This window comes from Streptomyces lincolnensis, from assembly GCF_001685355.1.
Lineage (GTDB): Bacteria > Actinomycetota > Actinomycetes > Streptomycetales > Streptomycetaceae > Streptomyces > Streptomyces lincolnensis.
This window is the reverse complement of the sequence record NZ_CP016438.1, coordinates 1,264,908-1,283,670: the sequence shown is the minus strand read 5'-3', so window position 1 is coordinate 1,283,670 and position 18,763 is coordinate 1,264,908. Positions and strand designations below refer to the sequence as shown.

Below are 18,763 nucleotides of genomic sequence, written 5' to 3'. Positions count from 1 at the left end.
ACGGGTGTACCATAAAAACGGCCGGCGGAGCCCGCCCCGGTCACCGGCGCGAACAGCGGACAGCGGACAGATGCGGAGAACCCGACGATGCCCAAGCGCGTGGATCACACGGAGCGGCGCACCGAGATCGCCGACGCGCTCGTCAGGGTCGCCGGCCGGCGCGGACTGCATGCCGTGGGGATGAGGGACGTGGCGGCCGAGGCGGGCGTCTCACTCCGGTTGGTGCAGTACTACTTCGAGACCAAGGAGCAACTCCTGCTCTTCGGACTGCGGCACCTGACCGAGAGATTCGGCGAGCGGGTCGCCGCCAGGATCCGGGCCGCCGGGGACGAACCGGGACCGCGCGCGATGATCGAGGCACTGCTGACGGCGGCCCTGCCGACCGACCTGGAGAGCCGCACCTTCCACCACCTCTACACCTCGTACGCCGTTCTGGCCGTCCACGACCGGGCGCTCGCGGCCCAGCCCTTCATCAAGGACCCGGACGCCGCGGAGGCGGTCCTCGTCGGTCTGCTTCAGCAGGCGCAGGAGGCCGGGCTGCTGCGGCCGGGCGTGGACACCCGGTCGGAGGCGGTCAGCCTGCTGGCCATGTCCGCGGGACTCGGCACCAGCATTCTCGTCGGCCAGCGCGACCCCGAGTCGGCGACCGCGATCTTCGACTACCACCTGGACCGGATCTTCTCCCCGGGCGGCGACGAGTGAGCCGGCCACCGGCCCTCCCGCCGGACGGCGAAACGACCCGCCCCCGTTCTCACCGGGCGCACGCCTCGGCGATCGACAGGCTGTTCTCGTAGAGCCGGTGCCGGGTGATCCGGCCGTCCTCGACGGTGAGGTGCAGAGCGAACGGGCCCTCGAAGGACTTCCCCGTCGCGCGGACGGTTCCCGACAGGTGGCCCATCAGAACGGCGTCGGCGCCGTCGACGAGGAACGTGTCGACCGACGCGCGCGCGTCCTCGGGCACTGTGTGCTCCGTCAACTCCGTGACCTGGGCGGCGCATTCGGCGGCGGTGGACCGCGGGCGGATCCACGGGACGGCCGGATTCTCGGCGAGCACCCAGTCGACCTCGTCGGCGAAGACCGCCGCGAGCCGCTCGGTGTCCCCGGCCAGCCGGGCGGCGAGAAACTCCTGTACGACGGCCCGGGTGGCCTCGGCGACGGCACTCGCGGTGGGGGCTGAACCGGCGTTCGTTGCGGGGGACTTGACGGACATGGAGCACTCCTCGCGGCCGCGGGCGGAATCCCGTTATCGAGGGCTTTCCTCGATGTGCTCGATCCTGCCGGGGTGGGGGAGTGCGGTCGATTACCCCAGAGGTAATAGGTTGGCCGCATGTCCTCCGTACTGGTTGTCGGTTACGACCCGCAAGCGATACCCGGCGTCGACGGACCGGCCCTGCACGCGGCTCTCGACGCCGAGTTGGTCCGGTTCGGCGAGCACGGCATCGACGCTGCCATGACGCTGATCGTGTTCGACGAGTCGGCCGACCCCACTCTCGTCACGTCATTGAGCGAGCGTCCGTGGGACGTGGTCGTCATCGGCGGCGGGATCCGCAAGGCCGAGCAGTTGCTCCCGCTCTTCGAGCAGATCGTGAACCTGGTCCGCCGCTACGCGCCGCAGGCCGCCATCGCGTTCAACACCAGCGGCGGGGACAGCGTCGAAGCGGCACAGCGCTGGCTCTGAGAGGCCTGTTCTGGCCCGGTGTCCAGGGGAGGCCGGGCCCGGCGTCAGCCGGTTGCCGTACGACGGGTCAGCAGGGCGATGGCCGCGGCCGTGGCGGCGAGTGCGGCCACGCTGGTGAGGGCGACGGGGAGGGAGAACCAGTCGGCCATGAAGCCGATGGCGGGCGGCCCCAGGAGCATCCCGCCGTAGCCGAAGGTGGAGGCGACCGCGACGCCGTCCGGCCCGGCCAGGGTGCCGGCGCGTTCGACGGCGACGGGGAAGAGGTTCGCCAGACCGAGCCCGGTGACCACGAAGCCGATCAGCGCCACCCACAGGGCGGGGGCGAGCGCGCCGAGGAGCATGCCGATCGAGGCGGTCGTGCCGCCGTACACCAACGTGCGTGTCTGGCCCAGGCGTTCGAGCAGCCGGCTGCCGGTGAGCCGGCCGATGGTCATGGCGAGGGCGAAGCAGGAGTAGCCGACCGCCGCGACGCCCGGTGAGGCGTCCAGATCCTGTTCCAGGTGCAGGGCGCTCCAGTCGGCCAGGGCGCCCTCGCCGTAGGCCGTGCACAGGGCGATCAGGCCGAAGATGACGACGAGTCCGCGGGCGTGGGGTTTCGCGCCGCGGGGCGAGGACTCCGCCCGTGGCGCGCTTTGCGCCGGTGCCGGGGCCTCGACGCGCAACGCCGGGGCCTCGACACGCAGCAGGGTGCGGCCCGCGAGGGCGGTGACGAGCAGGCCGATCAGGGTGAGACCGAGCAGATGCCGGGTGGGGGAGAGCGCTCCGGCGACGAGCCCGCCGAGTCCGGCGCCGATCATGCCGCCGAGACTGAACGCGGCGTGGAAGCTGGGCATGACGGGGCGCCGCAGGGCCCGGACCAGGTCGACCGCGGCGCTGTTGAAGGCGACGTTGATGCCACCGTATGCGGCGCCGAAGACCAGCAGTACGGCGCCGAGGGTGAGGGCGGAGTGGGTGAGCGGCGGCAGCGCCACGCTGAGCGAGAGCAGGATCCCGCAGACGACGGTGACCTTGTGGTTGCCGTAGCGGCGGCAGAGCCGGCCGGTGATCATCATCGTGACCACGGCTCCGGCGGAGACGCCGAGGAGGGCGAGCCCGAGGCCGCTCGCGGAGGCCCCGGTCTGGTGCTTGATGGCGGGGATGCGGACGACCCAGCCGGCGAAGATGAAGCCGTCGAGGGCGAAGAACGTGGTCAGGGCGATGCGAAGGCGGGTGAGGTCGTTGCCGTTGCCCGGCACGGCGTTGTGCGTTCGGGATTTGTTTATTAGCGGCACAAAGTCAGAGTAGGTGGGCGCCAGGGGGAGGGCAAGGAAGAGGAACGGTTGCGCCCGCATCGCCCAGGCCCTCGCGTCCACGTTCGCGCCCGGGCACTCGACCGCTCGGATTTCGGCAACTTCCCTCGATCGCCGATGAGTTCTGGCGGATCGACCGGTCTAACCATGCGTAAGGAACACCGAGACCGAACGCACACCAAGACCGAACACCGAATCAGGAGACCGTGCCATGAGCGTGACCTCGCCCCAGACCCAGACCGTTCAGTCCTCGTCCTCGTCCTCGTCCTCGTCCTCGTCCTCGCTGCGCTCGCTCGCCGGCCGCCCCGTGTGGCTGGTCGGTATCGCGGCGATGCTCGCCGGTGCGGTCGTCACCGAGGTGTTCGCGCTCGTCGCCCGGGCGGCCGGCGTCCCCATGAGCGCGGCCAGTCCGGGGGCCACGGAGGCGGCGGACATCCCGGTGGGCGGCTTCGCCGGGGGCGTGCTGTTCTGGTCGCTCGCGGGAATCGTCCTGGCGATGGCCCTCGCCCGTTGGGCCAAGCGGCCCGCCCGCACCTTCACCGTGGCCACCGTCGTCCTCACCGTGCTGTCCCTGGCCGGTCCGGCCGCCGCGCCGCACACCGCCGTCTCCACTCAGATCGTCCTGGCCGTGTCGCACCTCGTCGCCGCCGCCGTGATCATCCCGGTGCTGGCGCGGCGACTGGCCCACCGGGACCGGTGACCGACTCCCCGGCCCTTCCCCTGCGAAGCCGGCAGTGCCTGGCCGGACCACCTCGTTACCCACCGAGGTGGTCCGGCCAGGCACTGCTCGCGATCCAGGGGCATCGTGCTCGCCCCTCATCGGATCCGCACCCTCTGCACACGGGCTTCACCTACCGGACCCGTGAGAGGGATGCGACACCATGGATATCCTGAAACAGGCGGCATCACCCGCTACTGCACCGGACAGCCGACGGGGGTACGGCGGAGCAGCCGGGCGGTTCGCTCCGGGCGGTCCCTCGGAGGTGAGGGGAGCCTTTTGGTGGTTCACGCGTTACAGGGCGGCATCGCGAGTGCGGGTGCCGTCGAGATCGTGCGGCTCGGCGGGTTGTGGCGGGTCACGCGGCCCTGGCATCCGGGGCTGCGGCCGTTCCTGCGCAGCTATGTCGGCTATTGGGAAGCGGTGACCTCGCCGTACGAAGTGCGGTTGGTGCCGACCGGATGCGCGACTCTGCTGATCAACCTCGCCGCGCCCTTCGCCCAGGTCCGTCGGCTCGGCATGGCGGGCGGAGGCAGCGGGAGGATCGGGTCGCTGGTGGTGGGGGTGGAGGACCGGCCCGCGATCTGTGTCCATCCCGGTGGCCAGGAGGCGATCCGGGTCGAGTTCACACCCCTGGGTGCCTACCGCCTGTTCGGCATGCCGATGAGCGAGTTGACGAACCTGGCCGTCGAGATCCGGGACGTGCTGGGGCCCGAGGCGGGGATCCTGGAGGAGCGGTTGGCGTCCACCCGGGACTGGGCCGCCAGGTTCGACCTGCTGGACGCGGCACTGCTCGCCCGGCTGGCACACGGCCCGGAACCCGCACCCGAGGTCCGCCATGCCTGGCACCTGCTCTCCGGCAGCGCGGGGGCCGTCCCGATCGCCCGTATCGCCGCCGAAGTGGGCTGGAGCCAGGGGTACTTGATCCGGCGGTTCACCCAGCAGACCGGGCTGACGCCCAAGGCGTCCGCACGGGTGCTGCGCTTCCGTCATGCCGTGGCGATGCTCAACCGCGGGGCCGGGAGTCTGACCGAGATCTCGGCGGCCTGCGGTTTCTACGACCAGGCGCACCTCAACCGCGACTTCCGCGCCATCGCCGGGACCACGCCCGGCCGGATGATGGCGGCGCGCCGGGTGGAAGGGGCCATGGCTCTCTCGGCGAGTGCAAATTCGTCCAAGACCGGCGCGCCCGCCGCCCGCTAGCGTCGCCGCGTGTACACGGGCCGGTCGGATGGCACGGGGGACCGTCCGACCGGCCGTGCGGCATCCCGCGGGTCCTGGTGAGCGCAGCACACCTTCACGGAACTCAGGAACCAAGTTGACTGACAACGGCGTACGGCCGTGCGGGAGTTCGCCCGCTCCGTGCCGGCGGGTCTCCCCGGAGCAACGGGCCGTATGGGAAGCGCGGGGCAGGCGCTCCCTCGAGTTCGGCGCGGCCTGGCTCATCGGCGGGCTGCTCATCACCGCCGTCATCTACGGCGAAGCCGAGGGCGCGGTGGCCTACTTCGTGGCCGGAGGGCCGACGCTCTACGGCGTCCACCGGATCGTGGCCGGCCTCCAACTCCTGTCCAGGAGCCGGAAGCAGCGCTGAGCTTGGGCCGGTCTAGCGCCACACCACCTCCCCCCGACTCGACGGCAGCGTCCGCTCGATCTTCGCGCGGATCTCCCGCATGACGGCGACGATGTGCCGTTCGTGTTCGTCGGTGAGCCGGGAGACGGGCACCGAGCAGCTGATGGCGTCGACGGCGGGTGTGTCGTAGCGGAGGGCGAACCCGAAGCCGGCGATGCCGACGACCGTTTCCTCCCGGTCGACGGAGTAGCCGCGGGCCCGTGTCGCCGCGAGGTCGGCGAGCAGGGCGGCGCGGGTGGTGTGGGTGTTGTCCGTGGCGGCGCTCAACGGCTCGTCGGGAAGCGGGAGTTCGTGGTCGGGGCGCTCGGCGAGCAGGGCCTTGCCCAGGGCGCCGGCGTGGGCGGGGACGCGGCGGCCGACGCGGCTGATCGTGCGCAGATACTCGTGCGACTCCCGGGTGGCGAGGTAGACGACGTCCGAACCGTCCAGCCGGGCGAGGTGGATGGTCTCGCCGAGCCCGTCCGAGGCCTCGTCGAGATACGGGCGGACCGCCCGCACGCGTACGTCGCTGTCCAGATAGCCGGTGCCGGTGAGCAGCGCGCGGATCCCGATGCCGTAGAGGGATCCGGTCGCGTCGGTGCGGACCCAGCCGCATTCCACCAGGGTCTGGAGCAGTGCGTACATGCTGCTGCGCGGTACGCCCAGCGCGTCGGCGAGTTCGCGCAGCCGGGCGGGTCGGTCGCCGCGTTCGGCGAGCAGTTCGAGTACCGCGACGGTACGGACCGCCGACTTGACCTCGGGTACGCCCGCGCGCTGCGACATGCGCCGATCGTAAGGGGATTCGCGCGCACCCATTGACCCGGGCGGTCCACAGACCTAACCTCCGTCTTCATATGTAGACGTCATCTTTGTATGAGGAACTGGTTCATCAACGTGACCGTGGACCGTCCTCGTCCTGCTGCCGGTTCAAAGGAGAACTGACACATGCCGCTCGTCGTCGTCGCGGTCAGCGTCCTGGCCCTGCTCTTCCTGATGACGAAGCTGAGACTGAACGGCTTCGCCGCCCTGCTCCTGGTCGCCGTGGGCGTCGCCCTGGTGCAGGGCATCGGACTGGAGGAGATCCCGGACGTGCTCGCGGAGGGCATCGGGGACCAGATCGGCGACACGATGCTCACCATCGGGCTCGGCGCGATGGTCGGCCGCGTGATGGGGGACTCCGGCGCCGCCCAGCGGATCGCCGGCAGACTCCTCGACCTCTGCGGCCCGCGCTGGGTGCAGGTCGCCATGGTGCTGTCCGCCATGCTCATCGGCGTGACCATGTTCTACGAGGTCGCCTTCGTCATCATCGTGCCGGTCGCCTTCACCCTCGTCCGGGTCACCCGGTCGAACCTGCTCTGGGTCGGGCTGCCGATGTCGATCGCCCTGTCCACCATGCACAGCTTCCTGCCGCCCCACCCGGGCCCCACCGCGGTCGCCGCCACCTTCCACGCGTCCGTCGGACTGACCCTCTTCTACGGCCTGTTCATCGCCGTCCCGGCCGGCGCGCTCATCGCCCTGCTGTGGCCGCGCCTGCCGTTCATCCGGCGGATGAACCCCACGATCCCCAAGGGCCTGGTCAGCGAGCGGGTCTTCGAGGACGAGGACATGCCCGGCATGGGCCTCTCGCTCGGGGTCGCCCTGCTGCCCGTGGTGCTGATCGCCGGTGCCGCGGTGACCGACCTGGCCGACTCCGGCGACGGTCCGGTGCTGCACTTCGTCGCCTTCATCGGATCCGCGCCGATCGCCCTGCTGCTCACCCTGCTCGTCGCCATCTGGGCCTTCGGACCGCGGATGGGGCGCAGCCTGGCGGAGGTCAGCACCTCGTGCAAGGAAGCCGCCCAGGCGATGGCGATGATCCTGCTGGTGATCGGTGCGGGCGGCGCCTTCAAGAACGTCCTCGTCGAGGGCGGGATATCCGACTACATCAAGGACACCACCGACGGCTGGTCCATCTCGCCGATCATCCTGGCCTGGCTGATCGCGGCCATCCTCCGCGTCGCCCTCGGCTCCGCCACCGTCGCCGTCGTCACCGCCTCCGGCGTGGCGCTCCCGCTGCTCGCGGGCAGTGGCATCCACGCCGAGGTCATGGTCCTCGCCGTCTCCTGCGGATCGATCGCCTTCTCGCACGTCAACGACCCGGGATTCTGGATGTTCAAGGAGTACTTCAACCTGTCCGTCATCGACGCGATCAAGGCACGCACGAGCTATACGACGGTGCTGGCGATCCTCGGGCTGGGCGGTGTACTGGTCCTGGAACAGGTCCTGGACGTCCTCAAGGTCTGATCACCCTCGGCGTCGCCGCCGGTTCCGCCGCTGCCCCTTCGTCTTCTCCGCCTGGTCTCCTGCTCGTTCTCCCACTGTCCTGTCCGATCTCACGAGAGCGGTACCGCTTGTCATGAGTCAGCCCGTCGTCACCAAGTTCGCCGTCCATCCGGTCGCCGGCCGGGACTCCATGCTCCTCAACCTCTCCGGCGCCCACGCCCCGTACTTCACCCGCAACGTCGTCGTCCTGGAGGACTCCGAAGGACGCACCGGCCTGGGCGAAGTGCCCGGCGGCGAGAGCATCACCCGCACCCTGCGCGACGCCGAGCGTCTGGTCGTAGGCAGCCGTGTCGGCGACTACCAGCGTGTTCTGCGGACGATGCGGCACACCTTCGCCGACCGTGACTCGGGTGGTCGTGGCGCCCAGACCTTCGACCTGCGCACCACCGTGCACGCCGTCACCGCCGTCGAGTCGGCGCTCCTGGACCTGCTAGGACAGCACCTCGACGTGCCGGTCGCCGCCCTGCTCGGCGACGGCAAGCAGCGCGACGCCGTACGTGTCCTCGGCTACCTCTTCTACGTCGGGGACCCGGACCGCACGGACCTGGACTACGTCCGTGAGCCCGACGCGGACGTGGAGTGGTACCGCCTCCGGCACGAGGAGGCACTGACACCCGAGGCGATCGTCCGTCAGGCCGAGGCGGTCTACGCCCGGTACGGCTTCCACGACTTCAAGCTCAAGGGCGGTGTCCTCGCGGGCAGCGAGGAGGTGAAGGCCGTCCACGCGCTCAAGGAACGGTTCCCCGAGGCCCGGATCACCCTCGACCCCAACGGGGCCTGGTCCCTGCGCGAGGCGGTCGAACTGTGCCGGCCGCTCGTGGGCACACTCGCCTACGCCGAGGACCCGTGCGGAGCGGAAGGCGGCTACTCCGGCCGCGAGATCCTCGCCGAGTTCCGCCGGGCCACCGGGCTGCCCACCGCCACCAACATGATCGCCACGGACTGGCGGCAGCTGACCCACGCCCTGGCCCTCCAGTCGGTGTCCATCCCGCTCGCCGACCCGCACTTCTGGACCATGCAGGGCTCGGTCCGCGTCGCCCAGCTCTGCAACGCGACCGGCCTGACCTGGGGATGCCACTCCAACAACCACTTCGACATCTCCCTGGCGATGATGGCCCACTGCGGCGCCGCCGCCCCGGGCGAGTACAACGCCCTCGACACCCACTGGATCTGGCAGGAAGGCCTGGAACGGCTCACCGTGGACCCTCCACGCATCAGCGGCGGACAGGTCGCGGTACCGGACACCCCCGGCCTCGGCATCCGCCTCGACCTCGACCGGCTCCACGCCGCCGCCGAACTCCACCAGGAGATCGCCGTATCGGGCCGGGACGATGCCGTAGGCATGCGCTACCTGATCGAGGACTGGACCTTCGACCCCAAACGCCCCTGCCTCGTGCGGTGAGAGGGAGCGCCGGGGCCGCTCGACGCGCTCTACTCCTCTGAAGCCGAGCCGTTCGTGGAGCGCGACAGCGGCGGCGTTACTGTCGGCCACGTGCAGGAAGGGCGCTCGGCTCGTTCGGTCGGCCGAGCGTAGTGACGGACGCCGACCGGGTTGACGAGGGCGTCACGGACGAGCGACCTTGGCCACGCGCTCCCGTCCGATCCCGGCAGCGAGTGCCTGTGCCGTATCGGCGGCTGTCGCGTCACAGACGTCCTGAAGCCGTGGGGAGAAACCCGCCAGTGACAGACACCGCCCCGGACACCACCGCCGGTTCGTCCCCGCGGCCCGAGGCACAGCGGCGTGTTCTCACCGTGCTGGTGAGCGGCCAGGTTCTGAGCGGGGCGGGGCTCGCGGCCGGTATCACCGTCGGAGCGCTGCTCGCGCAGGACATGCTGGGCTCCACGGACCTCGCCGGGCTGCCCAGTGCCCTGTTCACCGCCGGTTCGGCGCTCGCCGCGGTCGCCATCGGCCGCATCTCCCAGGCCCGGGGCCGCCGACCGGGCCTGGCGGCGGGGTACCTGACCGGTGCCGTGGGCAGCGCGGGTGTCATCGCCGCGGCCGTCGCCGACAGCGCCGTACTGCTGTTCATCGCCCTGTTCGTCTACGGCGCGGGCACGGCCACCAACCTCCAGGCGCGGTACGCCGGAGCCGACCTCGCCGCCCCTGCCCACCGGGCCCGTGCGGTCTCCACCGTCCTGGTCGCCACCACCCTCGGCGGGGTCGTCGGCCCCAACCTCGCCGCACCCACCGGACGCCTCGCCGACTCCCTCGGCATCCCCACCCTGGCGGGGCCGTTCCTGCTCTCCGGCACCGCCTACGCCCTGGCCGCCCTCGTCCTCGCCGTCTGGCTGCGCCCCGACCCGCTGCTGCTCGCCCGCAGTCTCGACCTCCGGCAGCGGACGGAGGCCACCGAGGTGACGACCCGCGGGCCGGGGCTGATGCCGGGTGCGCTGACGATGATCCTCACCCAGCTCGTCATGGTCGCGGTCATGACGATGACGCCCGTCCACATGCACGACCACGGCCACGGCACCGCGGCTTCCGGCCTCGTCATCGCCATTCACGTCGGTGCCATGTATCTGCCGTCCCCGCTGACCGGCTGGCTCGTCGACCGATATGGCCCTACGCTCATCGCCGCCGCCTCCGGTCTCACCCTCCTCGGCGCCGGCATCACCGCCGCCGTGGCGCCCGCGGACTCCGTCGCCCTGCTCGCCGTCGCGCTCGCCCTGCTGGGGCTGGGCTGGAACCTCGGCCTCGTCTCCGGCACCGCGATGATCACCGACGCCGTGCCGCTGGCCACCCGGGCCAGGACCCAGGGCATGGTCGATGTCTCCATCGCCATCGCCGGAGCCACTGGCGGCCTCGCCTCCGGCCTCGTCGTCTCCGCCGCGGGCTACCCCCTCCTCGCCCTCACCGGCGGCATCCTCGCGCTCGCCGTCCTGCCGGCCATCGCCGCCACCGCGAGCAGCAGGTGAACCGGAGCCGCGCCGCGGCTTCCGGTCACGAGGAGAGGCGCTCCAGCGGCCGTTCCTCCGCCGCCGCGAGAGCCCGGTTGCGTCGCACGGACGAGATGAAGGACCAGGTGATCAGGACGACACCGAGGAGGCCGGTGATGATCTCGTTGATCTGGTACTGGATGGTCACCATGAGGATCACCGCGAGGGCGCCGATCGCGTAGTGGGCGCCGTGCTCCAGGTAGACATAGTCGTCGAGGGTGCCCTGGCGGACCAGGTAGACGGTGAGCGACCGGACGTACATCGCGCCCGTGCCCAGGCCCAGCGCCATCAGCACGATGTCGTTGGTGATGGCGAAGGCGCCGATCACGCCGTCGAACGAGAAGGACGCGTCCAGGACTTCCAGGTAGAGGAACATGAAGAACGCCGCCCGGCCCGCCAGCAGGACGGCGGACTGCTCCTTGCCGGTGCGCTCGGCCTCCTCCTCTTCGTCGAGCCTGTTCTCGAAGAAGCTGGAGAGACCGCCGACGACCAAGTAGGTGACCAGGCCCGCGACACCGGAGATCAGGACCGTCTCCGCCTTGTCGACATGGGTGCCGCCGTGCTGGTGGGCGTGGGTGGCGAAGGTGAACGCGGTGGCCAGCAGGACGATCAGGGCGATGCACACCGACAGCATGTCGATCTTGCCGAGTTTGGCGAGCGGCCGCTCCAGCCAGCCTAGCCACTTGATGTCCCGGTCCTCGAAGATGAAGTCGAGGAAGATCATCAGCAGGAACATGCCACCGAACGCGGCGATCGACGGGTGGGCGTCGGTGACCAGCTGCTGGTAGCGGTCCTTGTTGTTCAGGGCGAGGTCGACGGCCTCGACAGGGCCCATCTTGGCGCTGATGGCGACGATGACGACCGGAAAGACGAGCCGCATGCCGAAGACCGCGATCAGTACACCGACGGTGAGGAAGATCTTCTGCCAGAAGGCGTTCATCTTCTTCAGGATTCCGGCGTTGACCACGGCGTTGTCGAAGGACAGCGAGATCTCGAGGATGGCGAGGATGGCCACGACCCCGAGCGCGGTCCAGCCGTCGTAGAACACCGCCGCCGTCAGACCGAGCGCGGTGACCGCGAACGACCAGCCGAAGGTCTTGAGGATCACAGGCTTCCCCTCTGATGAAGTCGGTCGTCAGGTCGATGAGGGTGTCAGGCGTTGTGTGGAAGAAGGACGACATCGTCGTCGTCGGCAGGGAAGAGACCCGCCCGGGGATCGTATCCAACCTCCTCATGCCGAGGTCGAATCGGGTCGGGGCGGGGCCACGCCGTCGGACACAGCGCCGTGCCGGACCGGCGTCGCCTGACCGGTTGTAGAGTCCGCCCATGGACAGGATCGACCGCGCCGGCAGAGTGATCGCGGCCTCACCGGCGGCCGTCTACGGCGCCCTCCTCGACAGGCAGGCCCTTGAGGCCTGGATGCCGCCGGAGGGCATGCGAGGTCGGGTGGAGCGGTGGGACCCGCGTCCCGGCGGCGGATTCCGGATGATCCTCACATACCTCGATGCCGCCGACAGTCCCGGCAAGACGTCCGACGCGACGGATGTCGTCGACGTCGAGTTCGCCGACCTGGTGCCGGCGGAACGCGTCGTGCAGCGGGCGGTGTTCGAGGCCGACGACCCGGCGTACGAGGGCACCATGACGATGACCTGGCACCTGGTGCCCGCCGGTGACGGGACCGAGGTGACCGTCACCGCGGTGGACGTGCCACCGGGCATCGACCAGGCGGACCACGAGGCCGGGATCACGTCCTCGCTGGCCAACCTGGCGTCGTACCTGGAAAGGGCCGACTGACACAGCACGGTCGCGCCGCGGGACGGGTCCCGCGACGCGACCGCATCCTTCCGCCATGGCCCACACCGTTCGTCACGCAGTCCTGACCGTCGGCACGCTCATCGCGCTCGTGGGGTGCTCCACGTCGTCCGGCACGGCGGATCCCGCCGACCCACCGTCCCGGCCCTCGGCCTCCACGCCGGTGTCCCCGCCGAGCCCACGACCGTCCAAGAGCCCGGCCACTCCCACCCCTTCCGCTTCCGCCTCTCCCTCCTCGACCGCCCCGGCTGACGGAACCCGGCTGTCGGCGTGCGGCGACGGCCAGTGCGAGGTCAGCGTCGGGGAGGGCGCCCAAGTCCCGGTTCCGGAGCGGGCCTTCGGCACGCCCGTCATGAACGTGACGAGGATCGAGGGCGATGAGACGACGCTCGAATGGCGGCGCACCGACGGATCCCGGAGCACCATCACGCTGTTCTCGCCGGGCGGGCTGAGCATCGGCGGCTACGAACTGACCGTCACCGTGCGGGGAAAGCGGGCGGTGCTGCGGATGGCCGAGGCAGCCGCGCCGTAGGACGAGGTCCTGGGGAGATCCCGGGAAGGTCACGCCCGCCTCGGCCGTCCCTCACGCTCCGGGACCCCTCCCGCAGACAGGACCGCATCCTGAGGCAGCCAGATCCGTTCCGTCACAGGGGGAGACCAGGATGGATACCCCGACACCCGCCGCACCCGAGCCCACCGGCCCGCCCGAGCCCACCGGACCGCCCTCCGGTGAACCCAACGGCCCGCCCTCCGACGAACTCGCCGTGTTCCACCCCCTACCTCCTCAGGACCGACCCCACGACCCGCTGGCCGCGGCCCTCGGCAACGCCTCCCTCCTCGGCATCGGCTATCTGCTGCTGGGGCGGCGCAAGCTCGCGGTCACCGCCGCGACGACCACGCTCGTGCTGGTCCTGCTGGTCGTCTCCAAGGCCCGCACGTCGTACGAGATCGCCGTGGCCGTGTGGTGGGTGCTCGGCATCGCCCACGGCTGGTTCCTGGCCCGTCGCGGCACGCGCAGGGTCGCGGTGCGACGGCAACGGCTGCTCGCGCTCGCCGTGACGCTGACGGTGCTGCTGACCGCGGGGCTGCTGCGCCACGACGCGCACCGGGTCGCGGGCGATGTCGCCGAGGCCCGGCAGGACGGCGACTGCGCACGCGTGGTGAGCGCGCAGGGGGAGGTGTGGTGGGGCGACCGTGTCGGTGACGCGCCGCTGACCGCGTACGGCGACGAGGTGGTCCGGGTGTGCGAGCGGCTGGAGACGGCCACGGCCGAACTGAACAGCGCGCTGACCGGGGACACCGAGGCACTGGAGCAGGGCTTCGACACCCTCGCGAAGGTCCTCGCCGAACCCGGCCACGGCAAGACGGTCGAGACGACGCTGAACGGATTCCTCCGCGGCCTGCCCACCGAGGACCCCTGCACCACCGTCGCCGTCACCGACTGGCTCCGCCAACGGGTGCCCAGCCAGGACGTGTTGGACCGCTCGACCGCCACCGCCGAACGGACCGCGCCCGCCGCGCTCGTCGACTGCGGCGACGACTTCATGGCGGACGACAGCTGGGACGAGGCCCGCACCCGGTACGAGCAGCTGCTCGACCGGTACCCCGGCGGCGACCTCGCCGACCGGGCCCGCAAGGGGGCCAGGAAGGCCACGCTGAACATCGAGTTGGACACGGTCCGCAAACTGCTCGTCGACAGCGCCGACGGGCAGCCCGCGTACTGCTCCGACCCGGCGAAGTACAGCGGCGCCAAGCCCGCGGGCAAGGGCACCAACCGCGCGCTGTTCTACGGCGGCGACGAGTACAGCGTGCTGCGCGACTACGTGAAGCAACTCCCCGGCGCCTGGAAGGCCGGCGACGCCTCCGACGCGGCGCTGGTGGTGTGCATGGGTGAGGACACCTTCGGCACCTCCGTCGAGACCTGCCCGTACGAGAACGAGTCCACCGGTGCCGTCACCTATGTGAGCTTCCACAAGGTCGAGATTCCGGTGAAGGTCTACGAGGTACGCACCGGCAGGCTGGTCACCGACCGCAGGATCCAGATCAGTGGCACGAGTTGCCCGTCGAGGTTCTCTTACTTCTCCACCGGCGACGGCGACACGTCCCCGCCGTCGACCAGGTACGTCACCACCTCCAAGTCCGGTGTGCGCGCCGCCTTCGAGCTGCTGGTGGTCCGATGACCGGTGGCCTGCGGAGCCTCGACTGCGGCGCGCCGACGCGCGGGAAAGGAGTACAGCGCTGATGGCGACAGAACGGGAGCGCGTCATCGCCGGTCGGTACCGGCTGCGGCAGCGGCTGGGTGCCGGGGGCGGCGGGAGCGTCTGGCTGGCCGAGGACGACAGACTCCGGGCGCAGGTCGCCGTCAAGGAGATCGACGTACCGCCCGAACCGGACCCGGCCATCGGCGACCTCGCCGACCGGGGCCGCAACGAGGCGCTGAAGGCGGCCCAGTTGCGCGAGCACCCGAACGTCATCACGGTCTACGACGTCGTGGAGCACGACGACCGCCCGTGGATCGTGATGGAGTACCTGCCCGGTACCCGTGACCTGCGTGCCGTGGTCAAGGAGCGCGGCCCCCTGTCCAGCGAGGAGACCGCCCGGATCGGGGCGGCCGCTCTCGACGGACTCGGTGCCGGGCATCGGCTCGGCATCATCCACCGCGATGTGAAGCCCTCCAACATCCTGCTGGCACCGGACCATTCGGGCACCGAGGACGGCCGGGTCCTCCTGACGGACTACGGCATCTCGCTGCGCCCGCGCGAGACCCGTGTCACCCAGAGCGGCATGGTCGTCGGCACCCCGGGCTATGTGGCACCGGAGCGGCTGTCAGGCGGCGAGGCGACCGCGGATTCCGACCTGTTCTCGCTCGGCGTCACCCTCTACTACGCGGTCGAGGGCACCGGCCCCTTCGAGCGGGACACCCTCGACGCCGCCCTCCTCGCGGTCCTGACCACGGAACCGTCCGTGCCGCAGCGGGCGAGCGACCCGCTCGGCCGCGTCATCATGGGCCTGCTGGCGAAGGACCCGCAGGACCGGTGGGACGCGGAGCGGGCGCGTGACCTCCTCGCCGAGGCGGCGGGCGGCCCTGACGCGTCCGGAGCGGGCGTCCCCGACACCGCGGCCGGCCCGGCCCACTCCGCCTCGCCGGCGAAGGCGCCCGCCACGCCCGCCGGACGCCTCAGGGGTGGCCCCGGCCGCCGCGCGCCCGCGCTGCTCGCGCTCGCCGCGACACTGGCGGGCGGTGCCGGATTCGCGCTGGGCGCCGCCGTGTTCCACGACGCGGGGGAGGGCGCGCGGCAGCTGGAGGTCGGGGCGAAGGCCGCTGCGACGCCCACCCCGATGGCCTCCCCGACCCCTTCGCCGACGGTGACCCGCAGCGCGTATCCGTACGGCAGACAGGCCGGGTTGCGCGACGCGCTCGCGGCGGGGCAGTGCGTCGACGCCGACTGGAAGGGCGGCACGTACCAGGGGCGGGCCGGCATCAAGGCCGTCGACTGCGACGACGATCCCGAGGGCCAGGTCATCGCGACCGTGGCGCAGTCCGTCGTCACGGCCGCCGACGTGGAGGCCGTCCGGGGTGAGTGCACCCGGCGTACCGCGGAACTGCGAGCGAGCATGCCCGATCCCGTGCTCTACGTCCTCACCCCCGAGACGGGCCAGGGCGAACCGCCGGACTCGGCGTGCCTGCTGTTCCTGAAGAACGCCACCCTCGGCGGCCCGATCGGCGACTTCCGCAAGTTCGGCGACGAGGTGTTCATCACGCAGCTGGGCGCCGGGGACTGCATCAACTCCGTGGAGGACGACGAGGGTTCGTCCACCGAGACCCTGGTGAGCTGCGACCGGCCGCACGACGAGCAGGTGGTCGGCTGGACCTGGGCCTCCGGCGAGGGCTCCTCCGACAGCGTCGACACCGGCAGCCTGTGCGAGGAGAAGTACGGCGTCAACTGGGCCCGCGGACAGGGCCACGAGATGTGGGGCTGGACCTCCTCCGACGAGTGGGACGACGGGTTCCGCCATGTGATGTGCAGCGTGGCCCGCGACGACGAGAAGAAGCTGCCCGGGGGAGTGCTGAAGCCGGCGTACTGAACCGTGCGCGCGCATGGGTGTGGGGCCCGGCCTGAAGACCGGGCCCCACACCCATGGTCGGGCTCCCGCGGTCAGTGCCGCAGGGCCGGTGCGTCGGCCTTCGGCGTCACACGGTTGGCGCTGCGGTAGACCGAGATACCCAGGGCGAGCAGCCAGTAGCTGAGGATCGCGCCCATCGAGGCGGTGCTGCCCCAGCCGTTGGCCGCGTAGAAGTTCGCCGGCTCGTTGCCGAAGAACATGGACGGCACGAAGGCCAGGTTGACACCGGCCAGGACGTAGGCGGAGCGGCTGGTCCAGCGCGGCAGCATGTTCGTACGGGAGATGGCGTAGCCGATCGTGGTCAGGAACAGCGCCAGCAGCATCCGGCCGATCGAGCCGTAGAGGATGTAGGTGCCGCTGACCGTGATGGTCGGATCGATGGAATGGTCGGCGGCGATGACCGCGCCGGCTTCGAGTCCGCTGGAGACCAGGGTGACCGTCGTGTAGACCAGCCCGGCGGAGAAGGCCATCGAACCCACCCATTCGTAGGCCGGGTTCACCCGCTTGACCAGCTCGCGAAAGGCCGTCACGAACACGATCAGGCAGGTCAGCGAGATGATCGCGATGAGGAGCCTGGCCAGGACGTTCGAGTCCGGCGGCGGTCCGGAGTAGATGAAGTACAGCGGTACCTCGATGATCAGAGCGGCCGCGGTGACGATGCCGGCCAGGCCGGTCAGGCGCCTGGCGAAGGTCTCGTTCATGGGTTCCCCCGAAGTCCGGTGGCGGATTCCTCGTCGGTCCGTTTGCCGACGACAGAAATCCTGCCGCGCCCGCCCCGGCCCGTCCCTGGCCCTGAACACCCGATACCGGGGTGGCCCTGACGACACCCCCCGCCGCCCTGCCGATGCCCTGACATCTGTCAGGGACCGCTGCGGCCGGCGCGCTCCTAGCCTTGCGGTGTGCACGGCCCCCTGTCAGTCCCAGCCGCGAGGAGTGCCATGTCTGTGCCCACCCGAACCGCCGCCACGCTGAGCGTGGCCGCCTCACTCATCGGTCTCGTCGCGCTCGCGCCCCAGGCGTCGGCCTCCACGACGCCGGACCGCACCTACTGCTCCGTGGTCGTGGAGAGAGTCAAGCCCGGCGACAAGGTCTCCCAGGTGAAGAGCCGCACCTGTTCCGACTCCAGGACGACGGCCGCGGCGACGAACAGCAGCGCCGCGACCCTGCTCATGACCTGGTACCAGCACGCCGACTACGGCGGCTCCGTCACCGATGTGTACGGCGACTACGGCCCCTGCGACGCGGCCGGCTACGTCCTGGACACAGGACTGTCGCGCTACATGATCTCCTCGTTCAGGACCTACAACAGCTGCGACGGGCAGCAGGCCGTCCTCAACGACGGCCAGAGCGCCGTCTACTACTACGGCTACGGCACCCGTTACGTCGGCGACCGGGCCAACGACGACATCGGCTGGTTCAAGGTGTGGGACGCCCTGTAGGACGAGCCCTATCCGTCGGAGGCGGACGGTGCCGCGCGCAGGACGCTCACCCCTGCCTCCCTGAGCGCCGTGCAGGTCATGTCGTCCGACGACGTGTCGGTCACCACGGCGTGCAGATCCTCCGGACCGCAGATCTTCACCATGCCGGTGCCGGGGAACTTGCTGTGGTCGGCGAGGAGTACGGCCTTGTCGCTCGCGGCGATCATGGCGCGTCGGGCGGGGACCTCGGCGACGGTGGTGTCCATGACCTGGCCGCCCGGGCGGATGCCGCACGCTCCCATGAAGAGCCAGTCGGCGTGGACGTGGCGCAGGGCGTCCTCGGTCATGAAGCCGTCCAGGGAACGGGAGTCACGCAGGACCATGCCGCCGAGCAGCATCAGTTCGACGGTGTCGTCGCGGACGAGTTCCTCGTACACGGCGAGGTTGTTGGTGATCACCGTGAGGTGGCGTCCGCGCAGCCGGGGTGCCAGCCGGTGGACGGTGGTGCCGGAGTCGAGGATGACCGACTGCCCGTCCTCGATCATGGTGGCGGCCCGGGCGGCGATCGCGTCCTTCTCGGGCAGCCCTGCTTCGGCGGCCTCGGTGAACGGCGCCCGCTCGTCCTCGACGACCGCCCCTCCGTGGACCCGGGTGAGCAGCCCGTCCTCCTCCAGTTTGAGGAGATCACGTCGTACGGTCGCCGCACTGGCACCCAATCGGCCCGCGAGCTCGGTCACGGTGACCGTGCCACCGGATCGCAGCTCCCGCATGATGAGTTGGTGTCGTTGTTCAGCCAGCACGCAGCGAGACACTACACGCGCCGTTCCCCGCGGACCGCACCTCAGGTCCGCCGCG

The 18,763-nt window shown here is 70.7% G+C and carries 19 protein-coding genes; 13 read left to right on the top strand and 6 right to left on the bottom strand.

Annotated elements, in window-relative coordinates:
• Positions 1–87 precede the first annotated feature (87 nt).
• Positions 88–702 carry a TetR/AcrR family transcriptional regulator gene (locus SLINC_RS05685; protein ID WP_067427548.1) on the top strand — a complete coding sequence of 205 codons (615 nt, stop codon included), beginning with the start codon at positions 88–90 and terminating at the stop codon, positions 700–702.
• 49 nt (positions 703–751) lie between these two features.
• Here the strand turns inward: SLINC_RS05685 and SLINC_RS05680 are convergent, their stop codons facing one another.
• Positions 752–1,210, bottom strand: a complete 459-nt coding sequence (locus tag SLINC_RS05680; protein WP_067427546.1) for a nuclear transport factor 2 family protein — start codon at positions 1,208–1,210, stop codon at positions 752–754.
• 117 nt (positions 1,211–1,327) lie between these two features.
• Here SLINC_RS05680 and SLINC_RS05675 point away from each other — a divergent pair, with 117 nt between their 5' ends.
• Positions 1,328–1,678 carry a hypothetical protein gene (locus tag SLINC_RS05675; protein ID WP_067427544.1) on the top strand — a complete coding sequence of 117 codons (351 nt, stop codon included), beginning with the start codon at positions 1,328–1,330 and terminating at the stop codon, positions 1,676–1,678.
• A gap of 44 nt (positions 1,679–1,722) precedes the next feature.
• Here the strand turns inward: SLINC_RS05675 and SLINC_RS05670 are convergent, their stop codons facing one another.
• Positions 1,723–2,913: an MFS transporter gene (locus SLINC_RS05670; protein WP_067427542.1), complete on the bottom strand. Its 1,191-nt coding sequence runs from the start codon at positions 2,911–2,913 to the stop codon at positions 1,723–1,725.
• Between the two features lie 265 nt (positions 2,914–3,178).
• Between SLINC_RS05670 and SLINC_RS05665 the strand changes: the two genes are divergently transcribed.
• The 3 genes from SLINC_RS05665 (at position 3,179) to SLINC_RS05655 (ending at position 5,276) form a co-directional block, all read left to right on the top strand.
• Entirely contained in the window at positions 3,179–3,667 is a 489-nt protein-coding gene (locus SLINC_RS05665; RefSeq protein WP_067427540.1) for a DUF6069 family protein, read from the top strand.
• Positions 3,668–3,967: 300 nt separating this feature from the next.
• Positions 3,968–4,888, top strand: coding sequence for a helix-turn-helix domain-containing protein (locus SLINC_RS05660; RefSeq protein WP_067427538.1), 921 nt, complete (start codon positions 3,968–3,970; stop codon positions 4,886–4,888).
• 115 nt (positions 4,889–5,003) lie between these two features.
• Positions 5,004–5,276, top strand: coding sequence for a hypothetical protein (locus tag SLINC_RS05655; protein ID WP_067427535.1), 273 nt, complete (start codon positions 5,004–5,006; stop codon positions 5,274–5,276).
• Positions 5,277–5,288: 12 nt separating this feature from the next.
• Here the strand turns inward: SLINC_RS05655 and SLINC_RS05650 are convergent, their stop codons facing one another.
• On the bottom strand, positions 5,289–6,077 hold the full coding sequence (locus SLINC_RS05650; protein WP_067427533.1) for an IclR family transcriptional regulator: 789 nt from the start codon (positions 6,075–6,077) through the stop codon (positions 5,289–5,291).
• A 162-nt stretch (positions 6,078–6,239) separates the two neighbouring features.
• Between SLINC_RS05650 and SLINC_RS05645 the strand changes: the two genes are divergently transcribed.
• The 3 genes from SLINC_RS05645 (at position 6,240) to SLINC_RS05635 (ending at position 10,532) form a co-directional block, all read left to right on the top strand.
• Positions 6,240–7,577 carry a gluconate:H+ symporter gene (locus SLINC_RS05645; RefSeq protein WP_067427531.1) on the top strand — a complete coding sequence of 446 codons (1,338 nt, stop codon included), beginning with the start codon at positions 6,240–6,242 and terminating at the stop codon, positions 7,575–7,577.
• A 112-nt stretch (positions 7,578–7,689) separates the two neighbouring features.
• Positions 7,690–9,018, top strand: a complete 1,329-nt coding sequence (locus tag SLINC_RS05640) for an enolase C-terminal domain-like protein (RefSeq protein ID WP_067427529.1) — start codon at positions 7,690–7,692, stop codon at positions 9,016–9,018.
• A 278-nt stretch (positions 9,019–9,296) separates the two neighbouring features.
• Positions 9,297–10,532: an MFS transporter gene (locus tag SLINC_RS05635; RefSeq protein WP_067427527.1), complete on the top strand. Its 1,236-nt coding sequence runs from the start codon at positions 9,297–9,299 to the stop codon at positions 10,530–10,532.
• Between the two features lie 25 nt (positions 10,533–10,557).
• Here the strand turns inward: SLINC_RS05635 and SLINC_RS05630 are convergent, their stop codons facing one another.
• Entirely contained in the window at positions 10,558–11,661 is a 1,104-nt protein-coding gene (locus tag SLINC_RS05630; RefSeq protein ID WP_067427525.1) for a DUF475 domain-containing protein, read from the bottom strand.
• 218 nt (positions 11,662–11,879) lie between these two features.
• On the opposite strand from SLINC_RS05630, the gene SLINC_RS05625 reads away from it, so the two are divergent.
• The 4 genes from SLINC_RS05625 to SLINC_RS05610 all read left to right on the top strand — a co-directional run bounded on the left by SLINC_RS05625 (position 11,880) and on the right by SLINC_RS05610 (position 16,451).
• The gene (locus SLINC_RS05625; protein ID WP_067427524.1) at positions 11,880–12,347 is read left to right on the top strand and encodes an SRPBCC family protein; all 468 of its coding nucleotides are present in this window, start codon (positions 11,880–11,882) and stop codon (positions 12,345–12,347) included.
• A 55-nt stretch (positions 12,348–12,402) separates the two neighbouring features.
• The gene (locus SLINC_RS47890) at positions 12,403–12,897 is read left to right on the top strand and encodes a hypothetical protein (RefSeq protein WP_152038972.1); all 495 of its coding nucleotides are present in this window, start codon (positions 12,403–12,405) and stop codon (positions 12,895–12,897) included.
• 130 nt (positions 12,898–13,027) lie between these two features.
• Positions 13,028–14,545 carry a tetratricopeptide repeat protein gene (locus SLINC_RS05615; RefSeq protein ID WP_079164422.1) on the top strand — a complete coding sequence of 506 codons (1,518 nt, stop codon included), beginning with the start codon at positions 13,028–13,030 and terminating at the stop codon, positions 14,543–14,545.
• Between the two features lie 61 nt (positions 14,546–14,606).
• The gene (locus tag SLINC_RS05610) at positions 14,607–16,451 is read left to right on the top strand and encodes a serine/threonine-protein kinase (RefSeq protein WP_067427520.1); all 1,845 of its coding nucleotides are present in this window, start codon (positions 14,607–14,609) and stop codon (positions 16,449–16,451) included.
• A gap of 71 nt (positions 16,452–16,522) precedes the next feature.
• Here the strand turns inward: SLINC_RS05610 and SLINC_RS05605 are convergent, their stop codons facing one another.
• Positions 16,523–17,191: a hypothetical protein gene (locus SLINC_RS05605; RefSeq protein ID WP_067427518.1), complete on the bottom strand. Its 669-nt coding sequence runs from the start codon at positions 17,189–17,191 to the stop codon at positions 16,523–16,525.
• A gap of 237 nt (positions 17,192–17,428) precedes the next feature.
• Here SLINC_RS05605 and SLINC_RS05600 point away from each other — a divergent pair, with 237 nt between their 5' ends.
• A complete protein-coding gene (locus SLINC_RS05600; RefSeq protein ID WP_159425325.1) occupies positions 17,429–17,929 on the top strand; it encodes a hypothetical protein in 501 nt (166 codons plus the stop codon).
• An 8-nt stretch (positions 17,930–17,937) separates the two neighbouring features.
• On the opposite strand, the gene SLINC_RS05595 is transcribed toward SLINC_RS05600, so the two are convergent.
• Positions 17,938–18,708, bottom strand: a complete 771-nt coding sequence (locus tag SLINC_RS05595; protein ID WP_067427514.1) for a DeoR/GlpR family DNA-binding transcription regulator — start codon at positions 18,706–18,708, stop codon at positions 17,938–17,940.
• Positions 18,709–18,763 lie beyond the last annotated feature (55 nt).